A 12,451-nucleotide genomic window follows, 5' to 3' on the forward strand; every position below is an offset into this window, starting at 1 on the left:
CAGAAGATGCCGCTCGATGCGATGCGGCTGTCCTTCCCACCTCATCCCCCTGCCCGGGAGGCTTCATGCTGTCCGCAGAATCCGCCGCCGTGGTACGTGCCACCCTGCCCGCCGTGGCCGGCGCACTCGACGAGATCACGACGCGCTTCTACGGCGCGATGTTCCGCGACCGGCCGGAACTCCTCGACGGGATGTTCAACCGCGGCAACCAGGCCAGCGGAGCCCAGCGCCGCGCCCTGGCCGGCTCGATCGCCGGGTTCGCAACCGCGCTGCTCGACGATCCGGACATCCGACCGGACACCCTCCTGGACCGGATCGCGCATAAACACGCCGCGGTCGGGGTCACCGACGACCAGTACACGATCGTGCACAAGTACCTGTTCGGCGCGATAGCCGAGGTCCTCGGCGACGCCGTAACCCCGGAGGTCGCGACCGCCTGGGACGAGGTGTACTGGCTGATGGCCGGTGCCCTGATCGGCCGTGAGGCCCGTCTGTACCAGGACGCGGGCGTGGCGCCCGGCGAGGTGTGGCGGCAGTGGACGGTCGTCGAGCGCCGTACCGAGACGCCGGACGTGGTGTCCTTCGTCCTCCGCCCGACCGACGACGAACCGTCTCCGCGGGCACGGGCAGGCCAGTACGTGAGCGTACGGGTCCTGATGGCCGACGAGGTCCACCAGTTGCGCCAGTACAGCCTGTCCTCCGACCCGGGCGGGGAGCTGCGGCGCATCACCGTCAAGCGGGTCGCCGGCACGGCCGACGCGCCGGGCGGCGAGGTCTCCAACCTGCTGCACGACCAGGTCCAGGAGGGCGACGAACTGACGCTCTCCGCTCCCTTCGGCGACGTCTTCCTTGACGACCCCACCACTCCGCTCGTACTGGTCTCCGCGGGCATCGGCGGCACCCCGATGACCAGCATCTTGGCTCATCTCACCGCCCTCGGCTCGACCCACCCGGTGCTGGTCCTGCACGCCGACCGCTCCCCCGCCGACCACGCCCTGCGCACCGAGACGGGCGAGCTGGTCGGGCAACTGCCGGGCGCCCGCGCAGTCTTCTGGTACGAGCGCCCCGATCCGGAGGAACCCGACGCCCGCGAGGGCCTGATGAACCTCGACGGGATCGAACTGCCCGAGAACGCCACGGTGTTCCTGTGCGGCCCGCTGCCGTTCATGCGCGATGTCCGCGCACAGCTGCTGGGCGCCGGGGTTCCGGCACAGCGCATCCGCTACGAGGTCTTCGGCCCCGACCTGTGGCTGCCAGGCCCGGCGACCTGAACGACGCCGGACGTCCCGCCGCACCTTCCAGGAGAGGAACCGACATGACCAGCAATGACACCCAGACCACCGCTCCGACCGTGCTGCTGCGTTCGGACGGCGAGGTGGACGAGGAGACCTTGGAGTACGCCCGCACGAAGATCGACGCCGTCATAGGCCGTCCGGGACTGCCGGCCGTTACCGGCGAGGTGCGCATCACGAGAGCCTCCGCCCACCACGCGGACCGTCCTTGGTCGGCAACGGCAGCCCTGCACATCGGACGATGTGCAGTAGTCGTGCTCGCCGAGGAAGCCACCGGCCGCGAACTCGTCGACCAGCTCCAGGACCGGATACGCCGCCAGACCGACAAGGCCGCCCGCACCGCACACAACGACCATCGGGCGCCGACTCCGCCGTGGCGCGGTGGTTCCGGTACGCCACGTCCTGCCGAAGGCAGCGGCAGCGCGGCGGACTCTCACCCGGCGTGAGTCCGCGGTGAGCCCCCTCCCGGGCCGTTCGAACCAGACGAGTGACCAACGGCCCGCTGACAGCGCTCGCAGGCGCAGCAACCCTGGTGCTGTGCGGTTCCCGATCGACCGGTGAGAACGAGGAGTTGTGTGATGGCGAAGGCGTATCTGGTGGGCAGCGGGATCGCGGCGCTCGCCGCAGCCACCTTCCTGATCCGCGACGGCGGATTCGACGGAGCAGACATCCACCTCTTCGAGGAGCAGCGCACCGTCGGCGGCAGCCTCGACGCGGGCGGCACGGCCGACGTCGGCTACACCATGCGCGGCGGGCGGATGTTCGAGGCAGAGTTCCGCTGCACCTACGACTTGCTGTCCGGCATTCCCACCCTCGATGACCCCTCGGTCTCGGTGACACAGGAAATCCTGGTCGGACACGAGGACTTCGCTTGGGACGACATCGCACGCCTCATCGACGGCGATGGAAAGGTCGTAGACGTCCGCTCGATGGGCTTCTCCGAGCGCGACCGGCTGGAACTGGTCCGCTGTCTGGCGACGCCCGAGGCCCACCTGGACGGCAAGCGGATCACCGACTGCTTCGGCGAGCACTTCTTCACCACCAACTTCTGGTTCATGTGGTGCACCACGTTCGCCTTCCAGCCCTGGCACAGCGCCATCGAGTTCCGCCGCTACCTCCAGCGCTTCATCCACCTCTTCCCCGAGTTCGCCTCCATGTCAGGCATCCACCGCACCCGCTACAACCAGTACGACTCCATCGTGCGCCCCCTGACCGCCTGGCTGCGCGAACGCAGCGTCACCCTCCACACCGGCTGTCACGTCACCGACCTCGGGTTCGCACCGGGCCGCAGGAGTACGAGGGTTGAGCGCATCTACCTGTCCCGCAGCGGCAGTGACGAGCAGATCGAGGTAGCCCCTGAAGACCTGGTCCTGGTCACCAACGGCTCCATGACCGACGCCTCCAGCCTCGGCTCGCACCACGCCGCACCGCCACCGCCTCTCCGCAGCTCGGACGCCTGGCTGCTCTGGCACCGACTGGCCCGGGGACGCGACGACTTCGGCAACCCGGACACCTTCGACAAGCACGTCAAGGAGTCCCGCTGGGAGTCGTTCACTGTCACCACGAAGGATCCTGCCTTCCTCAAGGCGCTGGAGGAGTTCAGCGGCCGCGAGACCGGCAAGGGCGGCTTGATGACGTTCACCGACTCCAACTGGCTGCTCACCATCCTCGCGGGCCGCCAACCCGTCTACCGCGACCAACCCGAGGACGTCTCCGTCTGGTGGGGCTACGCCCTGTTCCCCGGCCGCGAGGGCAACCACACACCCAAGCCGATGACGATGTGCTCCGGCCGGGAGATCCTCGAAGAGGTCCTGCGCCACTTGCCGTTCGACAAAGCTGTGGTGGCCCGGGTCCTGGAGACCTCCACCGTAGTGCCCTGCCTGATGCCGTACATCACCAGCCAGTTCCTGGCCCGCCGCCGCGATGACCGGCCCAACGTCGTACCCCAGGGGTCGGTGAACCTTGCCTTTATCGGACAGTTCGCCGAGGTGCCCGACGACGTCGTCTTCACCGTCGAGTACTCCGTACGCACCGCCTGGACGGCCGTGGCCCAGCTCCTCCAGCTCGACCAGTTGCCGCCCGCGGTCTACAAGGGCCACCACGATCCCCACGTACTGGCCGCAGCCCTGGAGACGATGCACCGCCGGTAACCCGGAGAGCGATCAACCAACGCGTTCCCGACCGCAGCACGGACTCAGGCTCACCGCCTTCGAGGCCGAAGTTGGTTTCACGTCAGCTGTCGGCCGATTCCCCGAAAGTGCACGTTTCCCCTCGCAGTTGCTCCGGTAATTTCCCAAGGCAAGTCGACAGCTGACGGCGCAGGGGGACTCGTGAGCAACGACCGCGACAGCCAAGGACGGCCGCACAGGATGCGTCAGGGTTCCCTGCCTGCACGTCATACGTGGTCACGGGCGGCAGGTTGTACTTGGCCCGGACCTTGTTGACCTCCTCCGGCGCGAGCATCCCGGTCGGGATCTGCTCGGTCGACGGCGAGTTGTGGAACGCGGCCCGATACTCCGACGTGCACCCGAGCAGCGACAGCGCCTTCTCCGAGCCTTTTGACCCGCTCCGGACGCGGGGCACCGATGCTCTTCAGGTACTGGATCCACGCCAGCTCGTCCGTGATCGGGGTGGCCGCCTCCGATCGGGACCACGGCACCGCCACCATCGGCCGGTTGGCGGCCGGCACCTTCCAGTCGACGTCGAGGGCGACTCCGAGCAGGGACACCACACCGGCAGACAGCATCTGTCCCGCAGCGATCTCCATGGCGGCCTTCGTGGCCTCCACGTGCTGTTCGAGGTCGTCGTACAGCAGGTCGAGGAACTCGCTGGTGTCCTGGCCGCGATTGACGGCAGCCAGAATGATCTGGAGTTCGGAGAAGGGCAGTTCCTGGCCGACCCAGGGCAGCATGCCTTCGTTGATGACCTGCTCGGCACGCCGCCTGGCGAGGGTCGGCGCAGCTTCCCACGCGCGGAACTTCGCCGCGTTGACGCGCCGCTTGCTGCTCTTCGTACGGAACTTGACGTTGTCGATGTTCCCTTCGGCGAACACCTCGCGGGTGAGGAGGTAGCCCTCCGGCGTGGTGATCGCTCGGATGAACGCCTGGATGTCTTCCGGGACGATCGCCTCAAGAAGCTTCTCACGTGCCATGGGGCTGCCTCCCTACCGGTAGTGGATGAACGCGGTCGTGTTCGCGGCGGCGGGGGGCGCGAAGGCGCCGGGCAGCTTCGACGCGTACACCTCGCCGCGCCACAGCAGTGCGCCCGCGGTCTTCGTAGAGCCGGGAGTGAAGGCAGTCTCGGCAATCAGGAGTCCTGCGAGGACCTGAGTGCCGTCACTTGCTGCGGCGTTGCAGGGCGCGTACAGACCAGATGCGGCGATCTTGCCGAGCGGGATGCCGGACTTGATGATGTGGCGGGGCTGGTTCTGCGTGCCCGCCGTGTAGTGGGTGCCTGCCGTCAGCTTGCTGGTGTCGACGGGGATCGTCTGGGCTTCGTGGACACCGTCCAGCGAAGCGAGCCACGTCCGGTCGTCGGTGACCGTCGTGACCGTGGTGAGAACCTGGTAGTCACTCACGGAGCCTCCCTCGTGGGTGCGGATCGGATTCCTCCCGCACCCGGCGCGAGCGGCAAGGGGCGGTGCCCACGAAATGACGACGGCCGAGCCGTGCCAGGGCGTGGTCCCTGATCAGCCCGACCGGGTTCCGGTAGGGCGTCCACGATTTGAGGGGCGCGGTCCCACGGCCATGTCTCGTTGGCCTGGTCAGTCGCTGATGAGCCCTCGCCGCCGGGCCATTTCCAGCCCCGCCGCTCCCCGCCGGGATGGAATGCCTCCGCGCTTCGGCGGGCCGCTGGCAGGAGATCCGCCCGGAGCGGGCGGCACGACCTCCCGGACGGGGCCGAACAACTCGGGCCGCCGCTGCTTCAGTTGCTCAGCGGCAGCGGCGACAGCCGCCTCGTCGGCGTCGGGCTGATCGTGCAAGGTGCTGGTAGCGGTCCCGTAGCGCCGCGCTGTCCAGGACGTCCACCTCGCCGGCCTCAACACGCTCGCTTTCCTGGTCGATTTCATGCCGTCGCCGGGTGAGCTTCGCCAGTCGCGCCTCGGGGTCGGTTTCGGTGCCGAACGTCATCTGCCGCAGCAGATCGAAGATCGTATTCAGGCGCGACTCCGTACCGACGAACGAACGCCCTTCCAGCGACCGGACCGACGTGATCGCCTTCTCGACCGCGGCCGTGGCGTCGTAGTGCGCGTCAGAATCCGCCGGGTAATGCTTGCGCAGCCAGCCGTTCCCCGGTGCCGACCAGACATCCAGATACGCCTTCGCTGACTCGGGAAACGTGCCCTGTCCGAGCCGGTCATTGAGGGCGAACAACTCGCCGTCCAGCCGTTCGACAAGCTCCGCACCGGCAATCGAGCGCGCTCCCTGCTCGACGAACACCTTGTTGAAGAAGCTCAGTATCACTGCCGCATTGTCGGCCTTCAGCAGCCGCCAAGCAGCGCTCTGCTTCCGCGCAGCGACCAGGCGGTCGTAGTCCAACTCCATACATCCTGCCCTCTCACTGCCCCAGCAAGTACGACCGCATTTCCCGACAACAACGAAAATGCACGCCCCACTCGGTCGGCACTCATGCCCGCGCAACCGTGCAGAGGCACTCCGCGCCGGCCACAAGGAACCGTAGAGGCCACCACTGACAACGGACCTCGGCCAGAGCCGACGACGGGATGGGCCAGGCTGCCTCGGGGAAGGAAAAAGGCAGGCAAGGGGCCGGATACATCCGGATTCTGGATCGCTCCGATTCCTCGCCCTTGCGGCCATTCATTTCGAGTCCCGGCCGGGGATTTTGGCTCGCCTACCGGTCCGCTGTGCCCTGCCCCATCCGGACGAACGCGAGGCCGTGCCATCGCATCTTGATCGCGCCCGGTGAGAGCTGGGTCGGTTGCCGTCGACAGATCGGGCCACCGGAAAGCATGACAGATTACCCCAAGATCAGAAGAGTCCATGATCCGGTTGGGTTTTCTGTCGGAATTCCAGTCGTGGGGCGGGTCGGAGGGCGGCATTCGACAGGTGGTGCTCCTGGGGCGAGGCCTCAGCGAGGAAGCCGAGCAGCATCAGGTACCGGCTGCCGGTACAACAAGGCGGTTGCCACACGAGGCTCGACACACGCGTGTCGAGGACGGCGGCTGTTCCGTCCGGTCTCGATGGGCCCTCTCCCAGGGGACCCGCTCAGGGCGCCAGCTGAGCGCGGCGTGACGCTCCCGTCTCCGGCATCGCGGAGGTGTCGTCCAGCCGGTAGTCCAGTTCGGTAGAGACGTCGACCACTCCGTCCACGCCCCGGCAGAGGCGGACCACGACCGGGATCAGAGACTTGCGCTCGACGGAGCCCGTCAGTGAGACCCGGCCGTCGACCACGTGCACGGTGATCGCGGAGGGCGCGATGCCGAGCGTGCGGACGAGGACGTCCCGGGAGATCTCCTCACGGATGGCGCGGTCACCACGCAGGAAGACGCGGAGCAGATCGGCCCGGCTGATCACACCAACCAGCCGCCCGGCCTCGTCGACGACCGGCAGCCGCTTGACCCGGTGGCGCTCCATGACCTGGGCGGCCTCCACCACCGTCCACTGTGGCCTGGCACTCACGGCCGGGCTGTTCATCAGCCCCTCGGCCGTCGATGCCTCCGCCTTCGCACGGGCGGCAGGCTTCGGGTGCAGGACCGGCAGCAGACCGGCCGGGTCCAGTCGTGCCGCCTCCTTACGCAGCAGGTCCGCCTCCGAGACCACGCCCATGGGACGCTCGTCGTCGTCCACGACCGGTACGGCCGTGATGTCGTGCTCGGCGAGCAGCTGGGCGATCTCCTTGAAGCCGGTGTCCCGGCGTACCGATACGACCGATGTCGTCATAAGGTCGCTCACCATCCGGTGCCGCATGGCTCCCGCCTCCTGAAGTCGGGTTGTGGTGCTCGTTCCAGTGTCCGCCGCGGTGGGGCACCGCTCCATGGGCCGTCAGGTCCCCGACCGTGGCCCGACCGGACCGAACGGCCCCCGTGGAGCCAAGGAGTAGTCATGCTGGCAGGACGAGACTCCGACGGCGGAACGACAGGGTGCCCGCCGCGACGAGGGCCAGGGAGATCACGGTCAGAACGCCGATCGGGGCGGCCGTGACCTCCGCCGCCGGCGCCCTGGCCCCGTGGGTGAACACGGAGAGGTTCTGCGCCCACTGCGGCATGTTCAGGGTCGGGCCGAACAGTGGGCCCAGCAGGATGGAGGCGAGGAGCACCGACCAGGAGACCGGGACCGACCACCTCGGCAGCACTCCGACGGCGGCCGTCACGCAGCCGCTGATGACCATGGTCCCCGGCAGCTGCGCCAGGACCGCTCCGGTCAGGCCACGAAGCTGTCCGGCGGTGTCGCCCAGCACCTGCCCGGCGGTCAGACCCATGCCCAGCGCGAAGAGCAGGAGGAGGCCCGTCGCTGTGAGCCAGGTGCTCAGGACCTGGCTCAGAGCCCAGCGTGGCCTGCTCACCGCCGTGGCGAGGACGGATTCCAGCATGCCCTCGGGCTCCTCGGCGCGCACCCGCAGGAGAAGCTGGACAGTGCAGGCCGCGATGGCCATGGCGGCCATCGAGACGATCGACGTGAGGTAGGCGTCGGCGATCTCGTCCGTGCCGCCCATGCGCCGGTACCACTCCAGGGCGGAGCCCTCGAGGTCGTCGACCGAGCCGCTGACGGCGCCGAAGACCAGTCCGAACCCGAGCATGCCGATCGCCCAGCCCCACACCGCACCGCGCTGCAGACGCCGGATCAGCCCGAGGGGGCTGAGAAGTCCGGGGCGGGCGTCAGCGGGCCCCGGCTGCTCCCGGAGCATGCCTCGGCCGAAGTCCCGCCTCGCGGCGAGCGCGCCCGCGATGCCCATCATGACGATGAAGGATGCCGCGAACAGAATGAGCGGCCACCAGTGGTCGCCGCCGAAGGGACGCATCTGCTGTCCCCAACCGATTGGCGAGAGCCAGGCAGGCCACGCGCTGACCACTCGTAGCCCGCTCGTGTCCACGCTGCCGAGCATGTTCCCGACTGCGCTGAGCGGGAAGGCGAGTCCCAGGACCGCCACAGCCGTTCCGTTCGCGCCGCGGGAGCTCGAAGAGAGCTGAGAGGTGACCGCCGCCACACCGGTGAAGACCAGGCCGACGCCAGCGATCGAGGCGCCCGCGACGAACGAACCTTCCACAGGCTGCCCGTTCACGATCAGCGCCAGACCGAGTGCCACCGCGAGCACAGCATTCGCGGCCACCGCGACGACGACGGCCGACGCCAGGCTGCCGTACCGTCCGACGCCGGCTGAACCGACCAACTCGCTGCGGCCGGTGGCCTCGCTCTGCCGTGTGTGCCTCACCACGGCGAAGACGCTCATCAACGCGGCGAGGATCGCCAGCGTGACCTGGCTGCGGAGCATCGCGTACCCGCCGACCGTGGCACCCGAGGCCAGTCCGAGCATCCGCAGCGCGGGGTTGCCCGCCATGAACTCCGTCTCGTGGATCACATCCTGCTGCGTCGTCAGGGCGCCGACGGTCATGGCGGCGAAGGCGGCCATCAGCGCGGGTAGACCAGTGATCCAGGCGGGCAGAGCGACCCGATCGCGCCGGAACGCGAGCCGGGTGAGCGCAGCCGTTCCGGTCAGCGCACTCATCGCAGGCCACCGGAGCCCGGTGTGGCCTGCGCCGCGGCGACGCCTTCGTAGTGGCGCACGAACAGCTCTTCGAGTGTTGGCGGGGAGCTGGTCAGTGAGCTCACGTCGAACGCGACCAAGTGGCGCAGGACCCTGCCCAATTCGTCCGGGTCGACGCTGAAGCGCGCCCGGGTGCCGTCCACGTGGACGTCGTGTATCCCGGGCAGCTCCCGCAGGGTGCCCAGTGGCTTGCGGGTCTCCACGGCGACAGTCGTACGGGACAGGTGGCGCAGTTCGTCGAATGTCCCCGACTCTGCGGTCCGGCCCGCCCGGATGATGGTGACGCGGTCGCACAGCGTCTCCACCTCGGCGAGGATGTGGCTCGACAACAGCACCGTGCGGCCGGCGTCCCGCAGCTCCTGGACAACGTCCTGGAAGACCGCCTCCATCAGGGGGTCGAGACCAGAGGTCGGCTCGTCCAGGAGATACAGCTCGACGTCGGACGCCAGCGCGGCCACCAGGGCCACCTTCTGCCGGTTGCCCTTGGAGTAGGCACGGCACTTCTTGGCCGGGTCGAGCTGGAACCGCTCCAGCAGGACGGTACGGCTTTTCAGATCGAGACCACCGCGCAGGGCGCCCAGAAGGTCGATCACCTCGCCCCCGGTGAGGTTGGGCCACAGGTTCACCTCGCCTGGTACGTAGGCCAGACGACGGTGCAGGTTGACGGCCCCCCGCCACGGATCCCCGCCCAGCAGGCGCACCGAGCCGCCGTCCGCGCGCAGCAGCCCCAGCACGATCCGGAGTGTGGTCGTCTTGCCGGCCCCGTTCGGCCCCAGGAAACCGTGTACCTCCCCGGCCCGGACGGTCAGGTCGAGACCGTCCAGCGCCCGGGTCGTGCCGAACTGCTTGACCAGGCCGGACACGGAGATCGCCGTGGTCATGCCGCTTCACCTCATCACCAGTGCCGTACGGCGGGGCGGTCGCGACACGCCCCCTTTGCCCCTTCCCAGCACATCCCGCGGCGGTGAATCGGGGCAGGGGCCGAGCGGGCATCCGGCCCCGGGACCAATGGACCGGATCCGGGACCTGTGGCCGATCACCACTGCTGTCGCCGCCTACCGGCGTCGCGGCCCAGGCCGCCGTCCTGATCCCGTACCGTCCCCTGACGTGGACCGATACGGTGGCGCATGACCGGATCGGTCAGCGGTGGGTATGCCGAGGGGACCTGGAGGATCGCCGGTGGGAAGCCCCAGGGGAAGCGGGAGGGCCCGCGTACGGTTGCCCCAGCTGAGGCTGGACGAGCTGCTGGAGGAGCTCCAGGCACGCCTGGACGCGGCCCGCGGTACCCGTGACCGGGTGCACAGCCTGCTGGAGGCGGTGCTCTCGGTCGGCCGTGAGCTGGACCTGGAGCAGGCGCTGCGCAGCATCGTGCAGGCGGCGGCCGTGCTGGTGGACGCCGAGTACGCCGCCCTGGGCGTGATCGGACCAAACGGCAAGCGGCTGTCAGAATTTCTCACGGTCGGGGTCAGTGAGGAGCAGATCGCCCGGATCGGCCCCTTCCCCGAGGGTCACGGCATCCTAGGGGAGCTGATCCGGCACCCCGAGCCGTTGCGGTTGCCGAAGCTCTCGGAGCATCCCTCCTCGTATGGATTCCCGCCCCATCACCCGCCGATGAACACCTTCCTCGGCGTCCCGATCCGGGTGCGGGATCAGGTCTTCGGCAACCTGTATCTGACCGAGAAACGGGGTGGGGCGCAGTTCGACGACGACGACGAGTCGGTGCTGTCGACCCTGGCCGTGGCAGCCGGTGTGGCGATCGACAACGCCCGTCTGTACGAAGAGTCCCGGCTACGAGAACGCTGGCTTCAGGCGAGCGCGGAGATCACCCACAGACTGATGTCCGGCAGCGAACGCGGCGAGGTGCTCGGGCTGATCGCCGAACGGGCCAGGGCGATCACGGGCGCCGCCCTCGCGGTGGTCGCCGTACCGATGGAGGGCACCGACTCGCTCACGGTGGAACTGGCCATCGGGCAGGAAGCATGGGCGCACCGCGGGCTGGTCCTGCCCGTCGACGACAGCCTGATCGGCCGGGCCTTCTCGAACGCTGCACCGGTCACCAGTGCGAACGTCTCCCGCGGCGAGCACGGCGAGACGGGGGTGCCCTCGGCCGCAGGCGGGAAGAGGGTCTCGTCGGGTCCGCCGCGCTTCACCGGCCTCGGCCCGGCCGTGGCCGTCCCCGTCGGCAGCTCAGACGGCGTACGAGGCGTCGTCCTGCTCGTCCGTGAGACCGGCCAGACGGTGTTCACCGAGAAGGAAACCGAGCCGCTGCAGGGCTTCGCCGCCCAGGCCGCGGTCGCGATGGAACTGGCGGAACATCGCAGGGACGCCGAGCGGATCGCGCTACTGCAGGACCGTGACCGGATCGCCCGCGACCTGCACGACCTGGCGATCCAGCGGCTGTTCGCCACCGGAATGACGCTGCAGAGCGCGGGGCGCTTCATCGAGCATCCGCAGGCATCGGAGCGGGTGCTGCAAGCCGTGGACGACCTGGACGAGACCATCAAGATCATCAGGTCGACGATCTTCGGGCTGCGCTCGCGCGAGGACGCCGTGGGCCAGGGCCTGCGAGCCCGGATCGTCCGCGCGGCCGGGGAGGCCGCCCCAGTACTGGGCTTCGCACCCAGCCTGCGCATGGAAGGGCTGCTGGACACCCACGTCCCCCAGGAGACCGCCGAGCATGTGATGGCCGTCCTCACCGAGGCCCTGACCAACATCGCCCGGCACGCACACGCCGACCGGGCCGAGATCGCAGTGGAGACCGACGGCGACGAGCTGCGCCTCACCGTCTCCGACAACGGCGTCGGTATCCCGTCCCAGGGGCGCCGCAGTGGCCTGCGCAACATGGCCGACCGAGCTGAGCAGTTGGACGGCACGCTGGAGGTGTCCAGTCCTCAGGACGGCGGCGCGTGGCTGACGTGGCGGGTGCCGGTGGGCGAGGGGTAGGGAGCTCTTCGCCCCTCCCTGGTCACCTGCCGCCGGATGCCTGGCGCATGGCCAGGAACTGCGGGCGCGGCAACCGATGTGGTCACACCGGCGACGACCGCACCTACCGCTGCATCTGTACGCGGAGGGGCTCTCGGCACACGGCCGGGGCCGGGGCCGGCGGCACCATCGCCGTCCGCGTCGAACTCGCCCCGGACGGCCCCCACCCCCGTGTCGAGCCGGTCATTCGTCGTTCTTCAGCTGGCCCGCCCTGTCGATTGCGTTGGCGGACAAGGCGGCCGACGACGGTGTCGAGGTGACCGAGGAGGCTGTGATCGGCCAAGCCGGTCCGCATCTGGCGGACGCCTCTCGTAACGCCTCGCTGGTCGTCGTCGGCCGCAAGAACCGCCACGCCTCACTGGGCCCACACATCGGCCCAGTCGCCCACGAGGTGCTCCACCACGCCTCCGCACCGGTCGTGGTGGTACCGCACGACTGAGACGTCGGGGCGCGGA

Annotated in this window: 11 protein-coding genes; 5 read left to right on the forward strand and 6 right to left on the reverse strand. The window is 69.0% G+C overall.

What is annotated here, in order from left to right:
• The first annotated feature begins 65 nt into the window (after window positions 1-65).
• From ACI2L1_RS30120 to ACI2L1_RS30130, 3 genes are all read left to right on the forward strand, one after another.
• Window positions 66-1,271: a globin domain-containing protein gene (locus ACI2L1_RS30120; protein ID WP_404742549.1), complete on the forward strand. Its 1,206-nt coding sequence runs from the start codon at window positions 66-68 to the stop codon at window positions 1,269-1,271.
• A 44-nt stretch (window positions 1,272-1,315) separates the two neighbouring features.
• The gene (locus tag ACI2L1_RS30125) at window positions 1,316-1,738 is read left to right on the forward strand and encodes a hypothetical protein (RefSeq protein ID WP_404742550.1); all 423 of its coding nucleotides are present in this window, start codon (window positions 1,316-1,318) and stop codon (window positions 1,736-1,738) included.
• A gap of 111 nt (window positions 1,739-1,849) precedes the next feature.
• Window positions 1,850-3,442, forward strand: a complete 1,593-nt coding sequence (locus ACI2L1_RS30130; RefSeq protein ID WP_404742551.1) for an oleate hydratase — start codon at window positions 1,850-1,852, stop codon at window positions 3,440-3,442.
• Between the two features lie 245 nt (window positions 3,443-3,687).
• On the opposite strand, the gene ACI2L1_RS30135 is transcribed toward ACI2L1_RS30130, so the two are convergent.
• The 6 genes from ACI2L1_RS30135 to ACI2L1_RS30160 form a co-directional block, all read right to left on the reverse strand.
• Window positions 3,688-4,443: a major capsid protein gene (locus ACI2L1_RS30135; RefSeq protein ID WP_404742552.1), complete on the reverse strand. Its 756-nt coding sequence runs from the start codon at window positions 4,441-4,443 to the stop codon at window positions 3,688-3,690.
• A 12-nt stretch (window positions 4,444-4,455) separates the two neighbouring features.
• Entirely contained in the window at window positions 4,456-4,869 is a 414-nt protein-coding gene (locus ACI2L1_RS30140) for a head decoration protein (protein ID WP_404742553.1), read from the reverse strand.
• Between the two features lie 355 nt (window positions 4,870-5,224).
• Window positions 5,225-5,836: a DUF3375 family protein gene (locus ACI2L1_RS30145; protein WP_404742554.1), complete on the reverse strand. Its 612-nt coding sequence runs from the start codon at window positions 5,834-5,836 to the stop codon at window positions 5,225-5,227.
• 681 nt (window positions 5,837-6,517) lie between these two features.
• The gene (locus tag ACI2L1_RS30150; protein ID WP_404742555.1) at window positions 6,518-7,219 is read right to left on the reverse strand and encodes a CBS domain-containing protein; all 702 of its coding nucleotides are present in this window, start codon (window positions 7,217-7,219) and stop codon (window positions 6,518-6,520) included.
• Window positions 7,220-7,352: 133 nt separating this feature from the next.
• Complete coding sequence (locus ACI2L1_RS30155) at window positions 7,353-8,975, reverse strand: ABC transporter permease (protein WP_404742556.1); 1,623 nt, start codon at window positions 8,973-8,975, stop codon at window positions 7,353-7,355.
• Window positions 8,972-9,895 carry an ATP-binding cassette domain-containing protein gene (locus ACI2L1_RS30160; RefSeq protein WP_404742557.1) on the reverse strand — a complete coding sequence of 308 codons (924 nt, stop codon included), beginning with the start codon at window positions 9,893-9,895 and terminating at the stop codon, window positions 8,972-8,974. Before ACI2L1_RS30160 ends, ACI2L1_RS30155 begins: the two co-directional genes overlap by 4 nt.
• Window positions 9,896-10,166: 271 nt before the next feature.
• Between ACI2L1_RS30160 and ACI2L1_RS30165 the strand changes: the two genes are divergently transcribed.
• Window positions 10,167-11,957, forward strand: coding sequence for a GAF domain-containing protein (locus tag ACI2L1_RS30165; protein WP_404742558.1), 1,791 nt, complete (start codon window positions 10,167-10,169; stop codon window positions 11,955-11,957).
• A 76-nt stretch (window positions 11,958-12,033) separates the two neighbouring features.
• A complete protein-coding gene (locus tag ACI2L1_RS30170) occupies window positions 12,034-12,435 on the forward strand; it encodes a universal stress protein (protein WP_404742559.1) in 402 nt (133 codons plus the stop codon).
• Window positions 12,436-12,451: the final 16 nt, after the last annotated feature.

It is taken from the genome of Streptomyces sp. NPDC019531 (assembly GCF_044903305.1).
Taxonomy (GTDB): domain Bacteria; phylum Actinomycetota; class Actinomycetes; order Streptomycetales; family Streptomycetaceae; genus Streptomyces.

What these genes read in the sequence shown, in the direction of transcription:
- ACI2L1_RS30120 (WP_404742549.1), top strand. Translation starts at nt 66, where the DNA reads ATGCTGTCCGCAGAATCCGCCGCCGTGGTACGTGCCACCCTGCCCGCC.
- ACI2L1_RS30125 (WP_404742550.1), top strand. Translation starts at nt 1,316, where the DNA reads ATGACCAGCAATGACACCCAGACCACCGCTCCGACCGTGCTGCTGCGT.
- ACI2L1_RS30135 (WP_404742552.1), bottom strand. Translation starts at nt 4,443, where the DNA reads ATGGCACGTGAGAAGCTTCTTGAGGCGATCGTCCCGGAAGACATCCAG.
- ACI2L1_RS30145 (WP_404742554.1), bottom strand. Translation starts at nt 5,836, where the DNA reads ATGGAGTTGGACTACGACCGCCTGGTCGCTGCGCGGAAGCAGAGCGCT.
- ACI2L1_RS30150 (WP_404742555.1), bottom strand. Translation starts at nt 7,219, where the DNA reads ATGCGGCACCGGATGGTGAGCGACCTTATGACGACATCGGTCGTATCG.
- ACI2L1_RS30155 (WP_404742556.1), bottom strand. Translation starts at nt 8,975, where the DNA reads ATGAGTGCGCTGACCGGAACGGCTGCGCTCACCCGGCTCGCGTTCCGG.
- ACI2L1_RS30160 (WP_404742557.1), bottom strand. Translation starts at nt 9,895, where the DNA reads ATGACCACGGCGATCTCCGTGTCCGGCCTGGTCAAGCAGTTCGGCACG.
- ACI2L1_RS30165 (WP_404742558.1), top strand. Translation starts at nt 10,167, where the DNA reads ATGCCGAGGGGACCTGGAGGATCGCCGGTGGGAAGCCCCAGGGGAAGC.
- ACI2L1_RS30170 (WP_404742559.1), top strand. Translation starts at nt 12,034, where the DNA reads ATGTGGTCACACCGGCGACGACCGCACCTACCGCTGCATCTGTACGCG.